Origin of the sequence: Salinicoccus sp. RF5, from assembly GCF_020786625.1 — a bacterium.
Taxonomy (GTDB): domain Bacteria; phylum Bacillota; class Bacilli; order Staphylococcales; family Salinicoccaceae; genus Salinicoccus.
The window spans coordinates 1,093,687-1,118,849 of the sequence record NZ_JAJGRC010000001.1 but is presented as its reverse complement, the minus strand read 5'-3'; the positions used below and the strand labels follow the sequence as shown (position 1 = coordinate 1,118,849).

The following is a 25,163-nucleotide window of genomic DNA, read 5'->3' as shown; positions in this document are numbered from 1 at the left end:
AGGATAAATGATGGAATTTCAATATCGCGACAAATATGTCGCAACAGAGGAACCGATCATCATCGGGCTGCCGCATGAGCCGGCCCGTATGGAGAATTATGAAGAAGTGGACACGCTGCTTGGCGGCCAGATGGATGCCATCATCAAGGAGGATGTCCTGTCGACGGAATTTTCAGCAGTGACGACAACTGGCGTGACCATACAGCGGGACTACCGCAAAGTCATCGCCATCGGACTCGGGGCGATCGACAAGCTTGATTCAGTGAGACTGTCGGAAGCACTGGGCAGAATGTTCCAGTTCATGAAAGATACGGATACGGTCCGCGGACAGATACTGCTCGATACGTTCCCGGTGGATATGGACATGCTTGCGGAGGCGGTGGGCATAATGGCGGAGATCAGTGTGTATGAATTCAATACATATAAGACCGACCAGGCGCCCCTCTTCTCTGAAGAAGCGATGTTCTCGATCACCAGCAGCGAAGCGGTTGAAGAGAGGATTTCACGTTACAGGAAAGTCGGTGCGGCGATTGCCATGGCGAGAAACTTCAGTGAGACGCCGCCGAACATCATGACACCGGAACATATGGCAGACAAGATCGCCGCCATATTCCGCTCCCATCCGTATGTGACGGGAGAAGTGAAGAGCGCGGAAGCGCTTGAAGAAGAAGGGTATGGCCTGATCAATGCAGTCGGCAAAGGCTCCAAGGCGAAGCCGCGGCTCGTCACCATCGAATACCGTCACCCGGAAGCGGAAGGACACAGGCCGATCGCCCTGGTCGGCAAGGGCATCACGTTCGATACAGGCGGATATTCGATCAAGACTAAGACCGGCATGCCGGAAATGAAATATGATATGAGCGGGGCTGCGAATGTAATCGGCATGGTCCATGCCATTTCGGAGATGTCGCTGCCGGTCCATGTCATCGCAGTCGTAGCACTCGCAGAAAATATGGTGGATGGAAATGCCATGCGGCCGGACGATGTCTATGTTTCCTATAGCGGACAGTCTGTGGAAATAAAGAACACGGATGCTGAAGGCCGTCTGGTACTCGGGGATGCAGTCTTCCATGCCTCCCAGTACGCACCAAGCCTGATCATGGATTTCGCTACATTGACCGGTGCCGTCGTGGCTGCACTCGGTACAGAGCGTACAGGGGTGTTCACGAACAAGGACGCTTCATTCCTCGCACCGCTGGTGGAAATGACGAAGCATACCGGTGAAGAGATCTGGCAGCTGCCGATTTCCGAAATCGAGGAGCAGAATGTACGCCAGTCGCAGGTCGCAGATCTCACGAATCACGTGGAGAAGCCAGGCCGAGCATCATTCGCGGCCTGCTTCATCAAGCAGTTCGCCAACGGCACACCGTGGATCCACTTCGATATTGCGGGGACGGGTACATCGGATAAAGAAACGCCATATGGTCCCAAAGGGGCGACAGGCGTGATGATACGCACCATCGTAAAGCTGTTCGAGACAGGGGATGTCCATGAATAGCGGCGGTCTGATCGAACTGCTCGAGATTGAAGTCGTGCGGGATGAGCCGGGCCTCATGGTAATGGGGATGCCGGTTACGGAGAAGGTGCTCCAGCCATACGGCTACCTTCATGGCGGAGCAAATGTGGTATTGGCGGAAACAGCCGCCAGCCGCGGAGCCGCAGGGCTTATTGCCGAAGATGAGATCACCTTCGGCATGGAGGTAAACGCCAACCACATCAAGACGAAGCAGTCGGGCATGCTTACCGCCACAGCAAGGTGCCGGCATCAGGGCAGGAGCTCGCAGATATGGGAAATCGAGATCATGGACGAGGAGGAATCACTCGTCTGCCTGTCCCGGTGTACCATGGCAGTGAAAAAGAAGAGATGAAAAAAGTGCAGTGGCACCCATTTGGGTGCCACTGCACTTTTTTATTTATTTCTTGAAGTTCTTTATTGTGATCGGGTGGGTGTCCGTATCGTCGGATTCGCCCATCTCGTCCCGTTTGAGTTCATTCAGCACAGTCAGCTTATAGGGCGTGACGCCGGTATGGAACGCACTGCGTGAAAGCATGTGGGCGGATACCGGTGCAGTGATGAAGATGAACAGGATGGCAAGGAAAAGCTTGCTGTCCATGTAGCCGTCCATGTACCAGAAGTAGAGGAAGGTGCCGATCATCATCATCATCACTCCGAGAGTGGAGCTCTTCGAAGCTGCATGCATCCGGGAATAGACATCAGGCAGCCTGATGACACCGATGGCACTGACGGCTGTAAAGAAGGCACCACCCAGTATGAAGAAGGCGATGAGGCTACTCATTATGATCTCTATCATTTTCAAAAATCACGCCTTTCTCCAGATATTTGGCAAATGCGATCGTGGCGATGTAGGCCAGTATGCCGATGAGCAGTATGACTACAAGCAGGTAGGTCGTATGGAGCGTCATGGCAATCAATGCAATCATCGCCATCAGCATGACACCGAAGGCGTCGAGGGCCATGACCTTATCGTGGAGGGAAGGCCCCTTCACCATGCGGTACACCATGCCGACCATCGAGAATGCAAGAATGATGATGCTCAGAATGATGACGATATCAAGGAAAGTATTCATGGTTTCTTCACCTCTTTGATCGCCTGTTCGAAGCTGTCCTTGATCGAGGCGATTTCGGTCTCTGAATCTTCAACATCAAGTCCGTGTACATACAGTGTGGAATGATCATCCGATATGGCTACTACGACAGTCCCCGGAGTCAAAGTGATCAGGGCGGACAGCAGACTGACTGCCCATTCGTCTTCAAGGTCGCATGGATATGCAAAGAACCCGGGACGTATATCTATCTTCGGCCGCAGGACGATCCTCACCACGTCGATGTTGGCCAGGATCATCTGCCAGATGAAGATGAACACAAGAACGATAACTGCTTTGACCCTTCTGAGATAGAAGGAGCCCGGCAGGAAGTTCCTGAGCATGTACACTGCGAGCATCCCAAGCAGGTACCCGGCAGTGAATGATGCCACACTGAAATTCGAGGACAGGAACATCCAAAGGGCGGCGAGGGCCAGATTGATCAGTATTTGTAATGCCATCTATTCCACCTCCGGCAGATAATTAGAGTAAGAGGCTGGATCATGGAACGATTGCGCTGCCATCTCGAGCATCGGATAGAGTGCATCCGCCGCGAGACCGAAAGCGACGGAGACGATCACCATCGCTATGGAGGCAAAGAGCAGCTTATCGCTCTTGACCGGCTTCAGCCTGCTGAAGTCCATATCCTCGCCCCAGAATGCGCTGATGAAGATCCTGATGACGGAGTACAGCACAACAAGGCTTGAAATGAGCACGAGGATGCCGGCGATGTAGTTGTCGTTGGCGAACGTCGACTGCACGATGAACAGCTTGCCGTAGAATCCCGGAAGTGGCGGCACTCCTGCAAGTGACAGAGCGGCAATGAAGAACATCCAGCCTGTAATGGGGTGGATCTTGATCAGACCGCCCAGCCTTTCGGCGTTCGTCTCCCCGGTACGGTAGATGAGGAAGCCGACAAGCATGAACAGCGCCGCTTTGATTATCATGTCATGGATCAGGTAGTAGAACGCACCGAGCATTCCGGACTCATCCATCATCGATACGCCGACAAGAATGACGCCGACTGCAATCAGTATGTTGTAGATGATGATGCGCTTCATATCCGCGTGGCTGAGTGCACCGATGGACCCCATGACGATGGTGGCCAGAGCGAGGAGAAGCAGCATTTGGTGGGTGAATTCGACATTATCTATGAATAGCAAGCTGTACGTTCTGGCAATCGCATAGATGCCGACTTTCGTAAGCAGTGCACCGAACAGGATCAGTACAGGCATCGGCGGGGCATAGTATGAGCCTGGCAGCCAGAAGTAGAGGGGGAAGACCCCAGCCTTCGTCGCAAATACAAACAGCAGGACAACAGCGACGAGTGTCATGATGCTGTAGTTTCCTTCAAATCCTGCGAGCTTCGCATGGATATCAGCCATATTGAGTGAGCCTGTCACCGAATAGAGATAGGCGAGTCCAAGGACGAAGAAGTTCGAGGAGATCATGTTGACGAGTATATATTTGAATCCTTCCTGAAGTTGGATCTTAGTGCCGCCCAACGTGATGAGTACATAGGAGGCGAGCAGGAAGACTTCGAAGAAGACGAACATGTTGAACAGGTCTCCGGTCGAGAAGGCACCGTTCACACCGGAAATCATGAACATGACCATGACATAGTAGTAGAATTTCTCACGTTCGACGCCGATGGACTGGAAGGAATAGATTACGGTAAACAATGTGATGATTGCGGTTGTAAGGAGCAGGAGCGCCGCCGCCATATCTATGACGACACTGATGCCGAAGGGCGGAGCCCAATCTCCAAGGAAAGTCGCAATCGTGCCGTTCCGATAGACGAGGACGACCAGCCAAACGGCAGATATGATGATGAGCAGACTGCTTATTGTCGCAATCACCCTATGTGCCAATGGCCGCTGCCCTGTAAATAACATGATGATTCCCGCAAAGAATGGAATCATTATTGGCAATAGAGGCAATATGTTAGTCGTCATGTGGGACTCCTTTCATCTGTTCAACGTCGTCTGTACCAAGCTCCCTGTAGCTTCTCAGGGCAAGAACCAATATATAGGCGGTCAGTGCAAAGGCAATGACGATTGCGGTCAGGATGAGCGCCTGCGGCAGCGGGTCAGAGTAGTTGGATACTTCTTCATCGAGCACCGGGATATTCCCGCGCTTCAGCTGTCCCATTGTAAGGAGCATAAGGTGGACCCCATGGCTGAGGAGCGCAGTGCCGATGATGATTCTCAAAACACTTTTCGACAGCATCATGTATACGGCAGAGCCGATGAGGATGCCGCTCAATATGATTGTGATCAGTTCCATTATTCATCCGCCTCCCCTACAAGTACGATGATGAGGAGGGCAGTGGCAGCTACTGTAAGGAAGACTCCGATGTCGAAAAGGACTGCGGAGTGGAGCGCCACTTCCCCGAATACCGGAATTTCCACGTAGGTGTACTGGTGTGTGAAGAACGGTGTGCCGAACAGGAAGGAGAGCGTCGGTATGCCTGCTGCAAACACCAGTCCGATCGTGATGACCAACCTGAAATCGATGGGCACCATGCTTTCCAGCGTCTTCCTGTCATATGCGATTAGAAGGAGGATGAGTGCCGCTGCTGCGAGCAGCCCCCCGACGAATCCGCCACCCGGTGTATAGTGGCCTGCGAAGAACAGGTTGAAGGAGAACATGATGACGATGAAGAAGACCACTTTCGCAGTGAACTGGAGAAACACATCGTTCATCTGTTTCTGAACTTTATTATATCCGGCTTTCTTCAGCGTGTTCTTCATTATTCCCATCCTTTCTGTTCAATCTGAGTTTCATCAGGCTGTATATGCCGATGCCTGCGATGCCGAATACGAGTGTTTCGAAGAGTGTATCGAAACCACGGAAGTCGACGAGTATGACGTTGACCATGTTGCCGCCTGCGGCAAGCTCATATACATTTTCTATATGGAACTCGCTGATGCGGTCGAACAGCTGGTTCGAATAGGCGGTAAGCCCGATGATGATGACGATGAGCGCCACCCCGAGGGAGACGAGGAAGTTCGTCAGCTTGAACCTCATACGCTCCTGATGTCTGCTGTTCTTCGGCAGATGATAGAAGCAGACCAGGAAGAGCGCAGTCGTCACCGTTTCGATGGCAAGCTGTGTCAGTGCAAGGTCGGCTGCCCTGAAGAATACGAAGAACAGCGACATGGAGAAGCCGATGGCTCCGAGCATAATGATCGAAACCATGCGCGACTTCGTGCCGAGGATGACGGCAATCGACACCAGTATGATGAGTACGACGGCCATTTCATGTATGCCGACCGGTGCCATATCATCAAAGCTGATCCGTATCCCTGTATTCAGCAGCGTGAGGATGCCCATCACGATGAAGAACAGGAATATATATACGAGATAGGAGCGGATGAAGCCGCTCATGTATGAATCGGTTATTTTCCGCGAGCCGAAGCGGCTGTAGATCAATCCCTGGTCATACAGGTAGTTCAGGGTGAAGCGGTCCTTATGATAGTCGTAGATGAACATCCATTTGTCCCTGAAGTAGAACAACAGGGTGCCTGTAATCACTATGAAGACCGTTGCCCACAGGGCCGGGTTGGCGAACCCATGCCACATGTATAGATGGGTCTCGAGCGGTGTATCGGACGCCATGATGCTCATTGCAGCCGGATCAATGATCGTTCCTGACAATACGTTCGGGAAGAAGCCGAAGACAAGAACGAGGACAGTCAGGATCGCCGGGGAGATGAGCATCAGCGCAGGCGCTTCATGCGGCTCCTTCGGCGTATCATAAGTCCGTTTGCCGAAGAAGACACCGTATATGAGCAGTATGGAATATATGAAGGTGAATATGCTTCCTACAATGGCGAGCAGTGGGAAGATGAATGCGACATCCGCCAGTGCGCTGAAGTTCGCATCTCCCACGTGGATCATCGCTTCTAGGAAGAGTTCCTTCGACAGGAAGCCGTTGAACGGCGGGAGCCCCGCCATGGATAACGCTGTAATCAGCGTCAGAGTGAAGGACACCGGCATGACCGTAAGCAGGCCGCCGAGCTTCTTCAGACTTCTCGTACCCGCTTCATGGTCGACGATGCCCGTCACCATGAAGAGTGCGCCCTTGAAGGTCGCATGGTTGATCAGATGGAAGACTGCCGCGACCACGGCGATCGAGAAGTATTCCTCGTTTGCACCGGTCACGACGCTCAGGGCACCGAGACCGAGCAGTGACATGATTAGTCCGAGCTGGGATACCGTCGAGAAGGCGAGGACGGCCTTCAGGTCATCCTTGCGTATCGCATTGAAGGAGGCCCAGGCCATGGTGATCAGTCCGCCGAGGAGTATGATCCACACCCACAGTTCCGAAAATGCGAACAGTGGCGTCAGTCTCGCCACGAGGTAGATGCCCGCCTTTACCATGGTGGCGGAGTGGAGGTAGGCACTTACCGGAGTAGGCGCTTCCATTGCATCCGGCAGCCAGATGTAGAACGGGAACTGTGCCGATTTGGTGAAGGCGCCGAACAGGATGAGCACGACCGCCAGGGGTGCCAGAGGGCTCTCCTGGATGGCTGAAACCTGGTTCAGCATCTCCCTGATGCTGAATGTGCCGGTCATTATATAGAGCAGTATGAAACCGCCGAGCATCAGGAATCCGCCGCCCATTGTGATCAGCATGGATTTCTGTGCACCGTATAATGATCGCTCCTTCATGAACCAGAAGGCGATGAGCAGGAAGCTGGAAATCGATGTCAGCTCCCAGAAAAGGTAGAGCATGAGGACATTATCATTCAGTACCACACCAAGCATGGCACTCATGAACATGAGCAGGTAGACATAGAAACTTCCAAGATCCTCCCTGTGGGACAGGTAACCGATCGAGTAGAGTACAACGAGTGCCCCAATGCCGGAAATGAGTATGGCAAATAAAAGTCCAAGACCATCTATGTATACATCGAAGTTCATGCCGATCCTAGGCATGATTGCCAATGATTCATAGATCAACTGGTTGCTGCTCACCCTGGGTATAAGTGTAAGCAGGTAGATTACAATGATGAGGGGGACCGGCAGAACGAACCAGCCCAGGTGAAGACGTTTATAATACCTGTAGATGACGCCGATTGCTATGGCGGCGATCAGAGGCAATAAGATCGCTAAGTGTATCAGTGCCAAAGTGTATCCTCCTTTATTTGCACAATATATATAGCAATTATACAGTAACCAATAGGGTAAATAAACGTATAGGGTTTGAAAAATGTGAAAATATCTGTATAGTATAAATAGGAAAAAAGCAGTTTCCTGTCACATATTTTTCACATTTCAGGCACTGAATCTGCAATAAATGAAATCAGGAGGCATAACATGACTTACCCACAGTTAACGACAGAAGTAGGCAGTAATGAAGTACAGGCCGTCATCCATACAAACCATGGGGATGTAGAGGTGAAGCTCTTCAAGGACATCGCACCAAAGACGGTCGAGAACTTCACGACCCATGCGAAGAACGGCTACTACGATGGCCAGATCTTCCACCGTGTCATCAAGGACTTCATGGTTCAGGGAGGAGACCCGACTGGTACAGGCATGGGCGGCGAAAGCATCTACGGCGGCAGCTTCGAGGATGAATTCTCCACCGAGGCATTCAACCTGTACGGTGCCCTGTCCATGGCGAACGCCGGCCCGGGTACAAACGGCAGCCAGTTCTTCATCGTCCAGGCGAAGGAAGTCCCTTCCCAGATGCTCGGCCAGCTTGAGGGCGCAGGGTATCCTGCTGAAATCATCGAAGCATACAAAGAGCGCGGCGGCACACCATGGCTCGACCAGCGTCATACTGTATTCGGCCAGGTCATCGGCGGCATGGATGTCGTCGAGAAGATCGCTGAAGTGAAGACGGGTGCGCAGGACCGTCCGGTTGAGGATGTCAAGATCGAAACGATTGGAATCACCGAATAGGATCATGAGGGAGAGGGCACCAGGCCCTCTCCCTTCATCATAAAATGCTCACAAAATAGTCATTAATAAAGGATTCATACATAAATGGTGTTTGTTATACTGTAGTGAGTAAAGGGGAGTGATTAATCATGATGCCGTTTCTATATTTCCCTGAGGATAAGACGGAGTATATCCCTGCGCTCCTCATGCTTGCCCTGTGCATACTGCTTGCCTACCTTGCCTACCGGTTCGTAAAGAGGCATTCAGAAAAGCAGGAAGAGAAGATGAAGCGTTTCGAGCAGCAGGTGATGGAAAGAATTGAACAGGAACAGTACCATGAATCCGGAAGGTAGCATCGAACTCTATCGGCTGCTCAAGGAGTGGGATCCACTTGGTCTGGCGGCGGAGGACTTCGACTATGATGCTGAAATCTATGACAGCATGGAAGTGCTGCACAGCACCCGGGACGTCGAAACGGCGGGCCGGAAGATACAGCAGATCTTCCTCCATTCGTTTGAAGAGGAGATACCGCTTGCACAAATCCGTCCGGTAGCTGAAGAGGGACTGGAGATCGTGGAATTATATAAAGCACCTTGACCGCAGGATGAGCCGAGCTCTCCATGCGGTTTTTTGCGTTGTTCCCGACCTATGATTAGATAATCCCTTCCTATTATGATAAAATAATCAGTGCGTATGAACTACTGAAAGTTAGTGGGGTAATCCAAGTGGCAAAAAAATATCGGACAGGCCAGTTCGTGAAGGTCAAAGTAACTGGTATCCAGCCGTATGGTGCTTTTGTCAAAACCCCTGATAATCAAGAAGGACTCATTCATATTTCAGAAGTGATGAACGATTACGTCCACGATGTCAATCAATTTTTATCCAAAGGGCAGATAGTCAAGGCGAAAGTGCTCAGTGTGGACAAGAATGGGAAACTCAACCTTACTCTGAAGGATAATGAATACTTCAAGAATGAGGAAAGGAAACGGGATAGGCGTTCCGTCCTGGACCAGATCAAGGATACGGAAAAATATGGATTCGAGTCCCTTAGACAAAAGATGCCGGAATGGATAGAGACGGCGAAACGACGCATGAAGTAGCATAGCTGGCCAGACAATCGAAACGTACAGCCGGAAATATGGAATCTGCAGGGGGTGATCCTCTGCAGTTTTTTTATTTGCCGAAAATATCAGGGGCGCAAATCCTGATCCTGGAAAAGCAGATCAGAACATGCCTGCAAAGGGGATTGGGAGGTCTGCAGCCCATTTTTCATAAAGCTTGAAAAAATCTGAAAAAAAGTCCATTATTATTTATAGTGCTTCACTGTTATAAGGAAGATTACTGAGTGATGCTGCACAAAGGGGAGCTTGTCATGATGGATGACAGGAAGGAATCCGGCATCGATCCCGGACCACTCAGCCATTTCCCCGGAAAAATCAAAAAGCATATTGAAATCGGGAAAGAAGAAGGTAAACTTGAGGTAGGGAAATACCAGTAATGAAGCATGAAGATATGCTCATGCAGGAGGAAATCTCCAGTCTGGCATTCGTCGGCTTCAATATGTTCCATCGCCGGCCCGGAAACAGGTTGGCCGGATTGCCTGACACTCCATGTGCAAGGTAAGACAAGCTCCGAACAGCTTCAAGCTCCATCACCAGCAAGAACACAAATAGAACAGCGGGAATCCACCCGCTGTTTTTTGGAAAGGGATGTAAAATGACGAAATCACAAGAAATCATCAAGCAGACAGAACAGTATGGTGCACCGAACTACAACCCGCTGCCGATCGTCATCTCGGAGGCAGAAGGAGTATGGGTCAGGGACCCGGAAGGAAATGAATACATGGATATGCTCAGTGCATATTCTGCAGTGAACCAGGGGCATAGGCACCCGAAGATCATCCAGGCACTCAAGGATCAGGCAGATAAGCTCACCCTGACTTCCCGTGCTTTCCACTCCGACAGGCTCGGCCCATGGTATGAGAAGGTCTGCAAGCTTGCCGGCAAGAAAATGGCACTGCCGATGAATACTGGTGCGGAAGCTGTGGAGACAGCCATCAAAGCAGCGAGGCGCTGGGCATATGATGTGAAGGGCGTAGAGGACAACAAAGCTGAAATCATCGCAATGAACCAGAACTTCCATGGCCGTACACTGGCTGCGGTCTCACTTTCCTCGGAAGCGGAATACCGCCGTGGCTATGGCCCGCTGCTCGACGGCATCAAGCTGGTCGATTTCGGCGATATCGAGCAGATCAGGGATGCAGTATCCGAAAATACAGCAGCGATACTGCTCGAGCCGATACAGGGGGAAGCAGGCATCAATATTCCACCTGAAGGTTTCCTGAAGGAAGTCAGGGAATTGTGTGATGAACATAACATCCTCTTCATCGCAGACGAAATCCAGGCTGGACTTGGCCGTTCAGGCAAAATGTTCGCGACGGACTGGGATGATGTAAAGCCGGATATGTATATTCTGGGTAAAGCGCTTGGCGGCGGCGTCTTCCCGATCTCCTGCATACTTGCAGACAAGGAAGTCCTTGGCGTGTTCAATCCGGGATCCCATGGATCCACATTCGGAGGAAACCCGCTTGCATGTGCCGTCTCCGAGGCAGCATTGGATGTGCTGGTGGATGAAGAACTTGTCGAGCGTTCGAATGAACTTGGGGAATACTTCAAAGCCGAACTCGAAAAAATCGACACACCATTGATAAAGGAAGTCAGGGGACGCGGCCTGTTCATAGGCGTCGACCTGACGGAGTCTGCACGTCCATATTGTGAAGAGCTGAAAGAACTCGGCCTTCTGTGCAAGGAAACGCATGACACGGTCATCCGTTTTGCACCACCGCTTGTCATATCGAAGGAAGACTTGGATTGGGCGCTCGAAAGAGTGAGGAAGGTACTGTCCAAATAACGCTTTCAAATAGTAATTAATATGTTACAATAACATTGAAAACAGTTCCAAAAAAGAGGCGGATATAAAATGTCAGAGAAATCAAATCTTATCACTTCCACACAGGCAATCATTCATGAGGCTTTGGATAAACTCGGTTTTGATGAGGGAATGTATGAGCTGATCAAGGAACCCATGCGTCTTCTGAAAGTACGCATCCCGGTGCGTATGGATGATGGTTCCGTCAAGGTGTTCACCGGTTACCGTGCACAGCATAATGATGCTGTCGGACCGACGAAAGGTGGCGTACGTTTCCACCCGGACGTCAATGAAGAGGAAGTTGTCGCGCTTTCCATGTGGATGACCTTGAAATCAGGGATCGTGGACCTGCCGTATGGCGGCGGTAAAGGCGGCATCGTATGTGATCCACGGGAAATGAGCATCGCTGAAGTCGAGCGCCTGAGTCGCGGATATGTGCGTTCGATTTCCCAGATTGTTGGACCGACGAAGGATATTCCTGCGCCGGACGTCTTTACGAACTCCCAGATCATGGCTTGGATGATGGATGAATACAGCATCATTGATGAATTCAACTCTCCAGGTTTCATCACGGGGAAACCGCTTGTGCTCGGCGGGTCCCAGGGCCGTGACCGTGCCACAGCGATGGGTGTCATCCTGTGTCTCGAACAGGCGCTTGAAAAGCGCGGCAAGAAGATGGATGAGATACGGGTCGTCATTCAGGGCTTCGGGAATGCAGGAAGCTTCCTCGCCAAAATATTGGCGGACAGAGGAGCCAAGATCGTCGGCATTTCAGATGCCAACGGTGCCCTCCACGAACCGGATGGACTCGATATCGATTACCTTCTTGACCGCCGTGACAGCTTTGGCATGGTGACCAATCTGTTCGATGATGTTCTTGCAGGTGAAGAGCTCTTCAACATCGACTGTGATGTGCTCATACCGGCTGCAATCGCCAACCAGATCACAGAAGAGAATGCAGACAACATCAAGGCAGATATCATCTGTGAAGCGGCCAATGGTCCAACGACGAAGGAAGCGACGCAGATACTGACCGATAAAGGTGTACTCATTGTACCGGATGTCCTTGCATCTGCAGGCGGGGTTACAGTTTCCTACTTCGAATGGGTCCAGAACAACCAGGGCTATTATTGGGATGAAGAAGAAGTGAATGAAAAGCTTGAAATCAAGCTTAAGAAAGCATTCAATGAAATCTATGATCTACATGAAAAACGCCATATCGATATGCGCCTTGCCGCGTACATCGTCGGCATCAAACGTACTGCTGAAGCTGCACGCTATAGAGGCTGGGCATAAGCAAGACAGAAGAAGGGCCGGACAGAACATCTGTCCGGCTTTTTTGCATTTTAATCCATGACTTCCCTTGATTTATTAAGATAAATGTATTATTATAAATATTTGAATATGTTGAAAATTTCTAATAATATTAGTGTCCATTGCGATTGCTCTCTACACTTTTTGCTGTATAATGATTTTGCATCATTTTAGTATAAATATACATATAAGATTCAATCCGATGGGCGGCAGTATCGTATGAAAAGGAGAGGAAAGCATGACAGAAAAATCGAATCTCATCACATCCACTCAAAAGATCATCCATCAGGCATTGGATAACCTCGGATATGATGAGGGAATGTATGAACTCATCAAGGAGCCGCTCAGAGTACTGAAAGTCCGTATACCGGTAGAAATGGATGATGGCTCGACGAAAGTATTCACAGGATACCGTGCGCAGCATAATGATGCTGCAGGCCCGACGAAGGGCGGCATCAGGTTCCACCCTGATGTCACAGAAGATGAAGTCGTGGCGCTGTCCATGTGGATGACATTGAAGGCGGGAATCGTGGACATTCCGTATGGTGGCGGCAAAGGCGGCGTCATCTGTGATCCGCGGGTCATGAGCACAAGGGAACTCGAAGGGGTCGCACGGGGCTATGTGCGGGCCGTCTCCCAGATTGTGGGCCCGACAAAGGACATCCCTGCGCCTGACGTCTACACCAATGCTCAGGTGATGGCATGGATGATGGACGAATACAGCGTCAAGAACTCGGATGATCCATTTGAATTCATTACAGGCAAGCCGCTTGCAGTAGGCGGATCGAAAGGCCGTGAAACAGCTACCGCAATGGGGGCGGTCATATGTGTCGAGCAGGCGATGGAAAAGAGGGGCATCCCGATCGAAGAAGCGCGCGTCGTCGTCCAGGGATTCGGGAATGCAGGAAGCTACATATCCAAGATGCTCTATGACAAAGGAGCGAAGATCGTCGGTATTTCAAGGTCTTCCCGTGCCCTGTACAATCCTGAAGGCATCGATATAGACTATGTCCTCGACAACCGGGAAAAAGTTGATCTTGCAGATCATATGGCAGTCAGAGTCCTTTCGAATGAGGAACTGCTTGAGTTGGACTGCGATGTCCTCATCCCGGCAGCAATCGCGAATCAGATCACTGAACTGAATGCCGAACGCATCAAGGCGGACATCATCTGTGAGGCGGCCAATGGCCCGACCACAGAAGAGGCGACCCGCATACTTACGGAAAAGGGCGCCCTCATCATTCCGGATGTCCTCGCCTCAGCCGGTGGTGTGACGGTCTCCTACTTTGAATGGGTCCAGAACAAGCAGGGCTTCTATTGGGAAGAGGATGAGATCCAGGAGCTGCTCGAGAAGAAGATGAAGAGCGCATTCGATACCATATATGACCTGCATGAAGCGCGGAATATGGATATGAGGCTTGCAGCCTATACTGTAGGCATCAAACGGACTTCAGAAGCAGTCAGATTCAGAGGATGGGCCTAGGGGGCGGGGCCCGGCCACCCTGCATCATCGAAAAAGCCTGTTCTCCAATACTTTGGAGAACAGGCTTTTTGTATTGTCTTCTATTCTTTTCTTCGGTCGTTCTTCATTCTATCGATCAACCGCTCCATCTCATCGATGTAGTCACGGTCGGAACCGCCGGTTTCCTGTCCGGACAGATCTTCCTGCACTTTCGGTGCATCATGATCTGATTCATTGGGATATGCGGCTTCCGAATTATAATCGTATTCGTTTTCGGAATGAAGTGCTTCCTCTTCACGTTTCTGTGCATCGATTTCCTTCTGGGTGATGATTTCACCATCCGGCGTCATGTACTTCTTGTTCATCTTGCGGGTTTCACTGTCGAAGTAGCTGTAGATGATCGGAATGATGAACAATGTCAGGAAGGTGCTGCTGATGAGACCGCCGATGACGACGATGCCCATCGGAGCGATGAGTTCTGCACCTTCCCCGATGCCGATGGCGAGTGGCACCATGCCGAGCGCCGTCGTCAACGCGGTGATGACGATCGGGCGGAAACGGTCCTGGACACTCTTTTCGATCGCTTCGAGTACAGGCATGCCCTTCTCCTTCTGCTGGTTGATGTAGTCGACGAGCAGTATGGAGTTATTGACCACGATGCCGAGCAGCAGTATGATGCCGACCACGGCAATGACGCTGAGCGGATTATTGGTGATGATCAATGAGAACATCACACCGATGATGCTGAGCGGCAGTGTAAAGATGACGACGAACGGGTGCTTGAATGATTCGAATTGGGCAACCATCACAAGGTAGATGAAGATGATGCCGAGTGCAATCGCAAGGGCGAGCTGTGGAATTGCATCCTCGAGCATTTCAAGGTCTCCCCCGATCGAAGTCTCGGTTTCATCAGCGAATTCTGCGTCGTCCACGATGGATTCGACGTGGGTGCCCGCTTCGTTCAGGCTCATGTCGGAAGAATAGTTGACCGTCAGTTCGCTCGTTTCCCTCTGGTCATCCCGGTTGATGAGCGGCAGCATTTCCGCTTCTTCAAGTTCGGCCACATCACCGATGGAGACATATTCCCCCTGGCCGTTGGCGATCTGGATATCCTGGAAGGCATCGACACTGGAGAGGATGCTTTCCGGATATTTGACGTTGATGGTCAGGAACTCCTCCCCTTCATCCACAGTGGAGGCGGCAACGCCGTTTGCCGCTTCGTAGATGGAACTGCCGATTTCGGCAGGCTGGAGGTTGTTCGCACGTGCAGCTGCACGGTCGACGCGCACCTGGAGTTCCTGGATCATTTCTTCACGGCTGGAAGTGACGCCTTCAATCTCACTATCATCTTCAAGTGCTTCAATGATGGCTGCCTCAGATTCCGCCAGACGGTCGGAATCTTCATCCGCCACATTGAGCGTAAGTGTATTCGGATTCGAGCCGGTTCCCGCCTGCGACATCGGGTTGACGCTGATGTCTGCGGAAGGATCGATATTTTCGATGTCACTTTCGATGTCTTCGATGAACTCATTGGTGGTGACACTGCGTTCGCCCTGACCGACGAGTGTGGCCATGATGTTCCCGACATTGCTTTCATCGACCGGGCTCATCGTAGATGCGGAACCGATGGTACTCATATAGGTCTCGATTTCGGAGTACTCCTCAAGCTTCTCCTCTATCAGTCCGATGGTCTCTTCCGTATCGGAGAGGATGGCATCCTGGGGCATTTCCACTTCCACCATCATTGTGCCTTCGTCACTTTCCGGCAGCAGATCGATGCCCTGTATATAGATGCCGACGACACCGATGGCAAGTATGACTGCCGTCAGCACCAGAACGAGCATGCGGTGCGCGAGTGTCCAGCGTGAGAGCTTCCTGAGCCCTCTCATATAGGCTTTGTTCTGGCGTTTCCTCTCTTTGTTTTCATCCGGTGCCTTCAGGATGCGGCTTGCAATCATAGGCACGACGGTCAGTGCGACGAACAGGGAGGCAAGCAGGCTGAATACCACTGTGATTGCAAATGGCGCGAACAGCTGCCCCACAAGTCCGCTGACGAATACGACCGGCAGGAATACCGCCGCTGTCGTCATGGAGGAAGCGGTGATGGCTGCTGCGACCTCTTTCGCGCCGTCGCTTGCGGCCTGCTTCGGCGTTTTTCCCATGGAGAGGTGCCGGTAGATGTTTTCAATGACGACGACCGCGTTGTCGACAAGCATCCCGATTCCAAGTGCCAGTCCTCCGAGCGTCATCATATTGATGCTGATGTCGGTGAAGTACAGCAGTGCAAATGTGGTGATTACGGAGAACGGGATGGCGATTCCGATGATCAGCGGCGACTTCAGGTTGCGCAGGAAGGCGAAGAGCACCACCATAGCGAGGATGGCCCCGCTGATCAGGGACAGGTAGACGCTGTTGACGGCGACATCGATGTACTCACCTTCGTCATAAAGTGTCTCCACCGTCAGGTTTTCAAATTCTTCCTTGTCGAGCTGTTCTTCCAGCACGGAACGGAACTCGCCGTTGACTGTCGATGCATTGGCATCGGAAGAGAGGCTCATTTCGATCTGCATCGCATCGTCCTGGTTGAGGCGTGTCAGGACATCGTTATCCTGCTCCTGTATTTCCACATCGGCCACATCATCTAGGGCGATGGTGCCCGCATCTTCAGGCAGGTCGATCAGCACGAGGTTCTGGAGTTCTTCCACACCGTCGATGCTGCTCACCGTCCGTGTCGTTATGGCCTCCTGTGCTTCTTCGTCGACGATGGTGGCATTCGGGATGGAGATGTTGTTCGCTTCAATGATGTTGGCGACATCACTCTGGCTCAGCTGATACTCTTCGAGTGCTTCCGTATCAAGTGTGACGGCAATCTCTTCGGTGATGCTTCCGGTCTCACTGATCGAGGCGACACCATTGATGTTCTCGAGTTCCCCGATGAGATCATCGACCTGACCCTGGAATTCACTGACACTGTCATTGCCCGAGGTGACGGCAAGCGTCATGCTCGGGAACATCGTGATGTCGAATTCGAGGAAGGAGGGATCGCCCGCCTGGTCGGGCAGACTTGTATTCTCGATTGTCCGCATGATTTCGTTCTCGACCTCATCGATGGTCATGTCATAACCGAATTCGAGAAGGATGATCGAGGAACTTTCCTGGGATTGGGATGAGATGTTGGTCAATCCGCTGACGGTCGACAGTTCCGCCTCAAGCGGCACGGTGACATCCTCCATCACTTCTTCAGGCCCGGCTCCCTGGTATGTGGTGGCAACCGCAGCAATCGGCGGCTGCACATTCGGGAGGAGCTGGAGCGGGAGGCGGGTCAGCGAGACGGCCCCCAGCAGGATCAGTATGATCATTACGACGATGGTGAACTTGGGTCTCTTTATCGAGAAATCCGCTAGCTTCAAATATTTTCACTCCTAATTTAATATGAAAAATGCATACTTTTATCCAACAACATGTTGTATAATATTCAATGATAGTTAAATTATATAATCGATTCAATATACAATCCACTGGCAAGTGTTGAAAAGGAGCAGTAATATGTCGAAAATAAGTCGAAAAGAGGAGACGCGGAAAAATCTCCTGGATGCATTCTGGTCGCTCTATGTGGAGAAGCCGCTGGAAAAGATCACAGTCAAGGAAATCACGGATCTTGCCGGGTACAACCGGGGGACCTTCTACACCTATTTCTCCGATGTCTACGAAGTGCTGGAAATACAGAAGGCCGCAGTGATGCCGACAGAAGACATGATCCTCGATCCATTGAAGGAGATCAGGGAGAACGGCGGGAAGGTAGAGGAGTCGCTGAACGGCGTCTCCGATTATATCAATGAGCATGGTGACCGCATCGCCATACTGCTTGGTCCCGAGGGGGATCCGAGATTTCCGCATGAGATGAAGGCACGGGTACGTCAGATCATCATGAACTTCGTGCATGAACTGGGCATCAGGGAGGAAATCGAGTACGAATACATCATCGAATACCATATATCCGGCATGATCAACATGTACCAGCTGTGGGTGGAGAACGGCCAGAACCTCACGGAGTGTGAATTGAGTGCACTGTATGAGCGGGTGGCACACATCGGTACATTGAACATCACCAACAGCATGCTGAACGACCGGGATAATCCATGAATCATCGGCCCCTTTAACGGATAGAGTACTTGTGCAGATCAATCATACAAGGAGATGAGTGCATGTTCCACTACACAGTAGAGACGGACAAACCCATTGAAGAGGCGGTATCATCACTTGAAGCGAGCCTTAAGGAGGAGAAGTTCGGCGTCCTGTGGCACTTCGACATCAAGGAGACGCTTGAATCGAAAGGCCTTGAATTCGAGCAGCCATACCGTGTCCTTGAAGTATGCAACCCGCAGGAAGCGAAGAACGTCCTCGAAGAGAACCAGATGGTCGGCTATTTCCTGCCGTGCAAGATGGTCGTCTATGAAGACGGGGGCACGACGAAGATCGGCCTGCCAAAACCGACGGCCCTGATTGAAATGGTCAACGATGACGCACTCAAGCAATTCGCCCAGGACATAGAGGACCGCCTGATCACATGCATGGACAGGGCGGTATAGGTTCAACCCCTCCCTAGAGGAGGGGTTTTTCAAGTTGAATCATTTCAACTCCTGCACATCAAAGTCTATAATTGTCCCATATGAACATATCTACAAGGAGCGGTTATGATGAAATATGATTTCGATACACCAATAAACAGAAGGAACACCTATGCCATGAAATGGGATGGCGGAGAACTGATCAAGGAGTTCGGGCTGACCGAGCGCTATGATGAGGATACGATCCCACTGTTCACTGCAGACATGGACTTCCAGGTGGCCGAACCGGTCGTCGAGGCGCTGAGGAAGACGGTGGATCATCAGATATTCGGCTATACGATAGCGCCGCCCGCCTACTATGAAGCCATCCAGAAGTGGTTTTCGGACAAATATGACTGGGAGATCAACAAGGAAGAGATCATATATGCCCCTGGGACGGTGCATTCCCTGAACATCGCGGTGAAGGCGTTCACCGGCAAAGGGGACGGCGTCATCATCCAGCGTCCGGTATATCCACCATTCACTTCAGCGATCGAAGGCAATGGGCGAACAGTGAAGAACAACATGCTGAAGCGGGATGATTCCGGCCATTATCATATCGATTTCGAAGACTTCGAGGCGCTGGCGAAAGAAGATGATACGACGATGTTCATCATGTGCAACCCGCACAACCCGACGGGCAACATCTTCAGGGAGGACGATCTTGCACGCCTTGCCAAGATCTGCCGTGAAAATGGCGTCACCATCATCGCGGATGAAATCCATGGGGACCTGATCCGCTTGGGTGAGACCTTCACACCGATCGTCAAGGCCGCATCCCACACGGATCACATCGTCACTTTGACGGCCATAAACAAGACATTCAACCTCGCAGGGCTGCACTGTACGAATGTGGTGATCACGGATGAGGAACTGAGGAAGCAGTTCCAGGAAGAACAGGGGATGAGCCTGCCGAGCCCGTTTACAGTCTCCGCCCTCATCGCCGCCTACACCGAAGGCGACGAGTGGCTCCATCAGGTCAGGGAGTACATCGACGGCAACATCGACTTCGTGATCGATTTCCTGTCACGTGAAATGCCGAAGGTCAAGGTGGAGCGTCCGGCAGGCACATATGTCCTGTGGATGGATTTCTCAGGATACGGCATCACGCTGGAGGAAGTGCACGACCGCATCTACAACAGGGCCAACGTGCTGCTTGAGGACGGAAAGATGTTCGGCGAGGAGGGCGATGACTTCCAGAGGATCTGTGTGCCTTCCCCAAGATCCGTGCTTGAAGAGGCGCTGAACCGCATCGCAGATGAATTCCGCGACCTGAACTAGACCCTGTAGTGGCGGGGTCTCCCTTAATCGGCAAAAACTTTTTTCCGGTTAAGGGTTGTAATTATGCCGCCTTTGTATTATTATAATATTCAATCAATTGAATAGCCTTTGATTGAAGAAGAGAAGTAGCAATTTCTCCATGCTGAAGAGAGCCGGTGGGTGGTGCGAACCGGTGCAATGATATTGTGAATGGACTTCTGTATAACCGGTTGCTGCAGAAGGCACCGGCGTCTTTCCAACGTTACATGGTTGATATGGATGCATATGTGTCCATATCTTGAGCGGGCCGGTCGCGACCGGTCAATAAAGGTGGCACCACGGCTCCCCGTCCTTTTTTAAAGACAGGGGAGCCTTTTTGTATAAAAAATGGGATAGAACGCATATCAGAACAAGTAGTGGAGCACCGCATGGCACAGAGAGTCGGGGAAGCTGGAAACCGATGCATGCATGCTCCATGAATGGGCCTGGTGGGAATGCGTCCGTACGCCGCACGTTACGCGGAAAGAGCAGGAGTCCATTACGGGCTCAATGCGAGGTGGCACCGCGGTGAAATCGTCCTCCATAGACCATATTGGTCTGTGGAGGATTTTTTATATTCTGGGAGGGAAAAATGATGAGATCAGAAGCAGTCAAACAAGCAGTGGATAGAAGCATGAAACCTTATCTGGCAAAATTGTCCGAGCGCGAGGATCTTACTTTCGAAGAGATGTCGGAAGCCGTGTCGATCCTGCTGCTGGATGCAGTCAGCGATAGTGAGATCGCAGCACTCCTCATGGCCTTGAAGGCGAAAGGTGAGACTGTGGAGGAGATTGCGGCACTCGTCGAAGTGCTGCGCACACATGCGATGCCGATCCGCCGCCATATCGATGGCGTGATGGACAACTGCGGTACTGGAGGGGACGGCTCGAACAGCTTCAACATCTCGACGACATCCGCCTTTGTACTGGCGGGTGCGGGCGTGAAGGTTGCGAAGCACGGTAACCGCAGCATCACGAGCAAGACGGGCAGTTCAGATGTATTGGGTGAAATCGGTGTTTCCCTATCATTCGACACGGAGGATATCGATATACTGCTCGACAAGAACGACATCGCATTCCTCTTTGCACCACACGCTCATCCGAAGATCAAGCAGATCATGAAGGTGCGGCACGACCTGAAGGTGCCGACGATCTTCAACCTGATCGGTCCGCTGATCAACCCGGTAGCCCTGGATTACCAGTTCCTCGGCGTCTACCGCAAGGATAAGGTGGAGATGATGGCACAGGTGCTGAAGCGTCTCGGCAGGAAGCGCGCCGTGGTCATCAACGGGGCAGGTTCGATGGATGAGGCATCCCTGCTCGGCGAAAACCACATGACGATACTTGACGGTGGTGAAATCACGAATATGACGTTCACCCCGGAATCGGTCGGCCTGCCGGCATATCCGAAGGAAGCGATCACCGGTGGCGACAGCAGTGAAAATGCACAGATCCTCCTTGATGTCCTCTCCGGACGGGCCACCCCGGCCCAGCGCGACACGATCCTGCTGAATGCGGGACTCGGACTGTTCAGTGCAGAGCGGGCGGAAACGATCGAGGAAGGCATAGAAAAAGCGCGGGAGAGCATCGATTCTGGCCGGGCACTTGCGAAATTGAACCACCTGGTTACCTATACACAAGAAGGCGGGATATAAAATGGCGGCAATACTTGAAGAGATCATTTCACATAAACGCATTGAAATAAAATCACTGGATGCCCAGCAGATCATCCGGAGCCGGAAGCCGGTATCCTTCAGGGCACGCCTTGAAGACTCGGAGACGATGGCTGTAATCGGAGAAGTGAAGCGGGCATCCCCTTCGAAAGGGGACATCAACATCGGCATCAGGCCTGAAGACCAGGCGGCAAAATACGTATCAGGCGGTGTGGATGCCATCTCCGTACTGACGGATAAGAACTACTTCAAGGGGTCCATGAGAGATCTTGAAGCGGTGAAATGTGCAGTCGGTGTACCGGTGCTGAACAAGGATTTCATCATCGACGAGCGGCAGATCGACCGGGCGTACCTGTACGGTGCCGATGTCATCCTGCTCATCGTGGCGGCCCTCGATGACGAAACGCTCAAACGTCTGTACGACTATGCCGGGACATATGGCCTGGAGTCGATCGTAGAAGTCCACACGGAAGAAGAGATGGAACGGGCGCTCGCAATAAGTCCTGAACTCATCGGCGTCAACAACCGGGACCTTAAGACATTCGAAGTGGATCTCGAAAACACCGAAAGGCTGCTCGCAAAATATGGCGATGCCTCCACGCACTTCATCGCAGAGAGCGGTATAAAGACCGAAGCGGATGCCGCACGCATGCGGGACGCAGGGGCAAGCGCGCTGCTTGTCGGCGAGACGCTGATGCGTGCAGAACAACCGGACGCGACCATCCGTTCACTCAAGGTGACGCGCGGATGAAGATCAAAATCTGCGGCATCCAGTCGGTGGAAGCGGCCCGCTGGGCAGTCGAGGCGGGGGTGGACATGATCGGCCTGATGTTCGCCGACAGCCGCCGGAAGATCGGTGTGGTAGAAGCGCGTGAAATCGTCCGGGCTGTTGGGAATGAAATAGGAACCGTCGGTGTCTTCGTCAATGAGCCGGTCGATGAAGTGAGGCGGATATACAAATCGGTCGGCCTGGACTTTGTACAGCTGCATGGGGACGAATCCCGGGACTACGTCGATATTCTGGAAATTCCAGTAATCAAGGCCTTCTCCATCCGCCAGACGGATATCCGGGAGATGTTCCGATACAGTGCAGACTATATACTGATCGACAGTCCGCCGGGCAGGTACCGGGGAGGCACGGGCCATACATTCGACTGGTCGGCCCTCGATCACCCGGACGTGGACCAGAGCCGCCTCATTCTCGCAGGCGGCATCAACAGCGGCAATATCCGCCAGGCATATGAATCCGTATCACCGGCATATGTAGACATCTCAAGCGGGGTGGAGACGGATGGTGTGAAAGACAGGAAGAAGATATTCGAATTGACTGAACAGATGAAAGGTGTGCATATAAATGGAACAGATCTACACTCAGCCGAATGAAAACGGCCACTACGGAGAATACGGCGGCAGATATGTGCCGGAGACACTGATGGGCGCCATCAAGGAACTGGAGGCGGAATATAAATCTGCCCAGTACGATGAAGCATTCCAGCAGGAGCTCAACTACTACTTGAAGGACTATGTCGGCAGGGAATCCCCGCTCTATTACGCGGAGCGCTTATCGGAAAAGGCCGGCGGGGCAAAAATCTACCTCAAGCGGGAGGACCTGAACCATACGGGCGCACATAAGATCAACAACACGATCGGTCAGGCGCTGCTCACGAAACGGATGGGCAAGAGGAAGGTGGTTGCCGAGACGGGGGCCGGCCAGCATGGGGTCGCGACAGCGACCGTATGTGCACTGCTGGACCTGGAATGCGTGGTCTTCATGGGCAAGGAGGACGTGAAGCGCCAGGAGCTGAACGTCTTCCGCATGGAGCTGCTCGGTGCCGAAGTCGTCAGCGTCGACCAGGGCAGGGGCACGCTCAAAGATGCCGTCAATGAAGCGCTGCGCTACTGGGTGGCGAATGTCGAGGATACGCACTACATTCTCGGTTCGGCGATGGGACCGCACCCGTTCCCGCAGATTGTGCGTGACCTGCAGTCGGTCATCGGCAAGGAGACGAAGCAGCAGATGCTCGATAAGGAAGGCAGGCTGCCCGATGCGGTCGTGGCATGCATCGGCGGAGGGAGCAATGCGATCGGCATGTTTCATCCATTCATCGATGACAGTGGGGTCCGTCTCGTCGGAGTCGAGGCCTCAGGCCATGGCATACCATCCGGGGAGCATGCAGCTTCATTGAATGAAGGATCCATCGGCATCCTTCATGGTGCCAAGATGCACCTCCTGCAGGACGAAGCAGGCCAGGTACAGGAGGCCTATTCCATCTCAGCCGGACTGGACTACCCGGGCATCGGACCGGAGCACAGCCACCTGAAGAATATCGAACGGGCGGAATACGAACATGTGACGGATGAGGAGGCGCTTGAAGCCTTCAAGCTGCTGTCGCATACCGAAGGCATCATCCCGGCGCTCGAGAGCGCCCATGCGGTATCGCATGCAGTGAAGATGGCGGCAGGGATGTCCCCGGATGAAACACTGGTCATCTGTCTGTCGGGACGCGGAGACAAGGACGTGGCACAGATCAAGGCAAGAGAGGAAGGAAGGGAACTATGAGCAAATTCGAATTGGAAAAGGCATTCGGTACATTGAGGACAGAGGACGAGAAGGCGTTCATCGCGTATATCATGGCGGGCGACGGCGGCCTCCAGAATCTGAAGGGACAGATACAATCGCTTGAAGCATCCGGTGTATCGATCGTGGAGCTCGGCATCCCGTTTTCAGATCCCGTTGCAGACGGCCCGGCCATACAGGCGGCCGGCCAGCGCGCACTGGCGCAGGGGGTCACACTTGAGAAGGTGCTGGTCGAGCTTGCACGGATCAGGCACGAGGTATCCATCCCGGTCGTAATCATGACCTATGCCAATCCGGTGCTCCGCCTCGGTGCAGACCGTTTTGCGGAACTGGCACATGAAGCGGGCGTCTCAGGCGTCATCATTCCGGATGTACCCCTGGAGGAGGAGTACGAGTTCGGCGCGCCCCTTGCAAAGTATGACATCGCGATGATCCGCTTCATCACGCTGACGAGTTCGGAAGACCGCATCAAGGAAGTCATTGAAGGTGCTGAGGGCTTCATCTATGCAGTGACGGTCAACGGCACGACGGGTGTGAGGGAAGGCTTTGTCGACTCCCTCTACGACCATCTTGAGAAGATCAGCCAGGCGAGTGATGTGCCTGTCTGTGCCGGTTTCGGCATCAATGATGCGGAACAGGCGGAGAAGATCGGTGCACACTGTGATGGTGTCATCGTCGGCAGCCGCATCGTCAACCTGCTGAACGAAGGGAAGGCGGATGAAATAAGGACGCTCATCCCCAAAAATCGCGATATTGCAGCGGATGCGACAAAATAATTGAAATGGCCTCCTGTTTTTATCTACA

At 52.3% G+C, this 25,163-nt stretch carries 27 protein-coding genes and 1 other annotated feature; of the genes, 19 read left to right on the top strand and 8 right to left on the bottom strand.

The genetic code is table 11. The annotated features are described in order from the left end of the window. Positions 1-10: 10 nt before the first annotated feature. Together LLU09_RS05775 and LLU09_RS05770 are read left to right on the top strand one after the other, a co-directional pair. A complete protein-coding gene (locus LLU09_RS05775; RefSeq protein ID WP_228310899.1) occupies positions 11-1,498 on the top strand; it encodes a leucyl aminopeptidase in 1,488 nt (495 codons plus the stop codon). Next, a complete protein-coding gene (locus tag LLU09_RS05770; protein WP_228310897.1) occupies positions 1,491-1,868 on the top strand; it encodes a PaaI family thioesterase in 378 nt (125 codons plus the stop codon). Before LLU09_RS05775 ends, LLU09_RS05770 begins: the two co-directional genes overlap by 8 nt. Before the next feature lie 45 nt (positions 1,869-1,913). On the opposite strand, the gene mnhG is transcribed toward LLU09_RS05770, so the two are convergent. From mnhG to LLU09_RS05735, 7 genes are read right to left on the bottom strand one after another with little or no spacing between them, the layout of a single operon-like run. Continuing rightward, positions 1,914-2,297, bottom strand: coding sequence for a monovalent cation/H(+) antiporter subunit G (gene mnhG, locus LLU09_RS05765; protein ID WP_229716611.1), 384 nt, complete (start codon positions 2,295-2,297; stop codon positions 1,914-1,916). Continuing rightward, positions 2,290-2,589 (bottom strand): Na(+)/H(+) antiporter subunit F1, encoded by a 300-nt coding sequence (locus LLU09_RS05760; RefSeq protein WP_228310896.1) that lies wholly within the window; start codon positions 2,587-2,589, stop codon positions 2,290-2,292. Before LLU09_RS05760 ends, mnhG begins: the two co-directional genes overlap by 8 nt. Further along, complete coding sequence (locus LLU09_RS05755; protein ID WP_228310895.1) at positions 2,586-3,065, bottom strand: Na+/H+ antiporter subunit E; 480 nt, start codon at positions 3,063-3,065, stop codon at positions 2,586-2,588. The genes LLU09_RS05760 and LLU09_RS05755 overlap by 4 nt, the downstream gene beginning before the upstream one ends. Beyond that, positions 3,066-4,559 (bottom strand): Na+/H+ antiporter subunit D, encoded by a 1,494-nt coding sequence (locus LLU09_RS05750; protein ID WP_228310893.1) that lies wholly within the window; start codon positions 4,557-4,559, stop codon positions 3,066-3,068. After that, complete coding sequence (locus tag LLU09_RS05745) at positions 4,549-4,890, bottom strand: Na(+)/H(+) antiporter subunit C (RefSeq protein ID WP_031547385.1); 342 nt, start codon at positions 4,888-4,890, stop codon at positions 4,549-4,551. Before LLU09_RS05745 ends, LLU09_RS05750 begins: the two co-directional genes overlap by 11 nt. Further along, positions 4,890-5,357, bottom strand: a complete 468-nt coding sequence (locus LLU09_RS05740) for a Na(+)/H(+) antiporter subunit B (RefSeq protein ID WP_052443632.1) — start codon at positions 5,355-5,357, stop codon at positions 4,890-4,892. The genes LLU09_RS05745 and LLU09_RS05740 overlap by 1 nt, the downstream gene beginning before the upstream one ends. Continuing rightward, positions 5,326-7,740: a Na+/H+ antiporter subunit A gene (locus tag LLU09_RS05735; RefSeq protein ID WP_228310892.1), complete on the bottom strand. Its 2,415-nt coding sequence runs from the start codon at positions 7,738-7,740 to the stop codon at positions 5,326-5,328. Before LLU09_RS05735 ends, LLU09_RS05740 begins: the two co-directional genes overlap by 32 nt. 189 nt (positions 7,741-7,929) lie before the next feature. On the opposite strand from LLU09_RS05735, the gene LLU09_RS05730 reads away from it, so the two are divergent. From LLU09_RS05730 to LLU09_RS05695, 9 genes are all read left to right on the top strand, one after another. Further along, on the top strand, positions 7,930-8,520 hold the full coding sequence (locus tag LLU09_RS05730; protein ID WP_040105026.1) for a peptidylprolyl isomerase: 591 nt from the start codon (positions 7,930-7,932) through the stop codon (positions 8,518-8,520). A 128-nt stretch (positions 8,521-8,648) separates the two neighbouring features. After that, on the top strand, positions 8,649-8,852 hold the full coding sequence (locus tag LLU09_RS05725) for a hypothetical protein (protein WP_040105025.1): 204 nt from the start codon (positions 8,649-8,651) through the stop codon (positions 8,850-8,852). Then, positions 8,836-9,096, top strand: coding sequence for a DUF1871 family protein (locus tag LLU09_RS05720; protein WP_094906567.1), 261 nt, complete (start codon positions 8,836-8,838; stop codon positions 9,094-9,096). Before LLU09_RS05725 ends, LLU09_RS05720 begins: the two co-directional genes overlap by 17 nt. 128 nt (positions 9,097-9,224) lie before the next feature. Continuing rightward, on the top strand, positions 9,225-9,599 hold the full coding sequence (ygs, locus tag LLU09_RS05715; RefSeq protein WP_040105024.1) for a S1 domain-containing post-transcriptional regulator Ygs: 375 nt from the start codon (positions 9,225-9,227) through the stop codon (positions 9,597-9,599). A gap of 245 nt (positions 9,600-9,844) precedes the next feature. Then, on the top strand, positions 9,845-9,997 hold the full coding sequence (locus LLU09_RS05710; protein ID WP_170156364.1) for a hypothetical protein: 153 nt from the start codon (positions 9,845-9,847) through the stop codon (positions 9,995-9,997). Beyond that, on the top strand, positions 9,997-10,122 hold the full coding sequence (locus tag LLU09_RS12590; RefSeq protein WP_255620658.1) for a hypothetical protein: 126 nt from the start codon (positions 9,997-9,999) through the stop codon (positions 10,120-10,122). The genes LLU09_RS05710 and LLU09_RS12590 overlap by 1 nt, the downstream gene beginning before the upstream one ends. 93 nt (positions 10,123-10,215) lie before the next feature. Beyond that, the gene (locus LLU09_RS05705) at positions 10,216-11,409 is read left to right on the top strand and encodes an ornithine--oxo-acid transaminase (RefSeq protein ID WP_228310891.1); all 1,194 of its coding nucleotides are present in this window, start codon (positions 10,216-10,218) and stop codon (positions 11,407-11,409) included. Between the two features lie 69 nt (positions 11,410-11,478). After that, positions 11,479-12,723, top strand: a complete 1,245-nt coding sequence (locus tag LLU09_RS05700) for a Glu/Leu/Phe/Val family dehydrogenase (RefSeq protein ID WP_228310889.1) — start codon at positions 11,479-11,481, stop codon at positions 12,721-12,723. Positions 12,724-12,979: 256 nt separating this feature from the next. Next, a complete protein-coding gene (locus LLU09_RS05695) occupies positions 12,980-14,224 on the top strand; it encodes a Glu/Leu/Phe/Val family dehydrogenase (RefSeq protein ID WP_228310888.1) in 1,245 nt (414 codons plus the stop codon). An 80-nt stretch (positions 14,225-14,304) separates the two neighbouring features. On the opposite strand, the gene LLU09_RS05690 is transcribed toward LLU09_RS05695, so the two are convergent. Continuing rightward, entirely contained in the window at positions 14,305-17,613 is a 3,309-nt protein-coding gene (locus LLU09_RS05690; protein WP_228310887.1) for an efflux RND transporter permease subunit, read from the bottom strand. 136 nt (positions 17,614-17,749) lie between these two features. On the opposite strand from LLU09_RS05690, the gene LLU09_RS05685 reads away from it, so the two are divergent. From LLU09_RS05685 to trpA, 8 genes are all read left to right on the top strand, one after another. Continuing rightward, complete coding sequence (locus LLU09_RS05685; RefSeq protein WP_228310885.1) at positions 17,750-18,346, top strand: TetR/AcrR family transcriptional regulator; 597 nt, start codon at positions 17,750-17,752, stop codon at positions 18,344-18,346. 62 nt (positions 18,347-18,408) lie between these two features. Then, complete coding sequence (locus LLU09_RS05680) at positions 18,409-18,792, top strand: DUF302 domain-containing protein (RefSeq protein ID WP_040105018.1); 384 nt, start codon at positions 18,409-18,411, stop codon at positions 18,790-18,792. A 108-nt stretch (positions 18,793-18,900) separates the two neighbouring features. Next, positions 18,901-20,091 carry a MalY/PatB family protein gene (locus LLU09_RS05675; RefSeq protein ID WP_228310883.1) on the top strand — a complete coding sequence of 397 codons (1,191 nt, stop codon included), beginning with the start codon at positions 18,901-18,903 and terminating at the stop codon, positions 20,089-20,091. A 103-nt stretch (positions 20,092-20,194) separates the two neighbouring features. Continuing rightward, positions 20,195-20,427, top strand: a binding site (T-box leader). 316 nt (positions 20,428-20,743) lie between these two features. Further along, entirely contained in the window at positions 20,744-21,763 is a 1,020-nt protein-coding gene (trpD, locus tag LLU09_RS05670; protein WP_228311128.1) for an anthranilate phosphoribosyltransferase, read from the top strand. A 1-nt stretch (position 21,764) separates the two neighbouring features. Further along, entirely contained in the window at positions 21,765-22,532 is a 768-nt protein-coding gene (gene trpC / locus LLU09_RS05665; RefSeq protein ID WP_228310881.1) for an indole-3-glycerol phosphate synthase TrpC, read from the top strand. Beyond that, a complete protein-coding gene (locus LLU09_RS05660; RefSeq protein WP_228310877.1) occupies positions 22,529-23,164 on the top strand; it encodes a phosphoribosylanthranilate isomerase in 636 nt (211 codons plus the stop codon). The genes trpC and LLU09_RS05660 overlap by 4 nt, the downstream gene beginning before the upstream one ends. Further along, positions 23,136-24,341 (top strand): tryptophan synthase subunit beta, encoded by a 1,206-nt coding sequence (gene trpB / locus LLU09_RS05655; protein WP_228310876.1) that lies wholly within the window; start codon positions 23,136-23,138, stop codon positions 24,339-24,341. Before LLU09_RS05660 ends, trpB begins: the two co-directional genes overlap by 29 nt. Further along, positions 24,338-25,135: a tryptophan synthase subunit alpha gene (gene trpA / locus LLU09_RS05650; RefSeq protein ID WP_228310874.1), complete on the top strand. Its 798-nt coding sequence runs from the start codon at positions 24,338-24,340 to the stop codon at positions 25,133-25,135. The genes trpB and trpA overlap by 4 nt, the downstream gene beginning before the upstream one ends. Positions 25,136-25,163 lie beyond the last annotated feature (28 nt).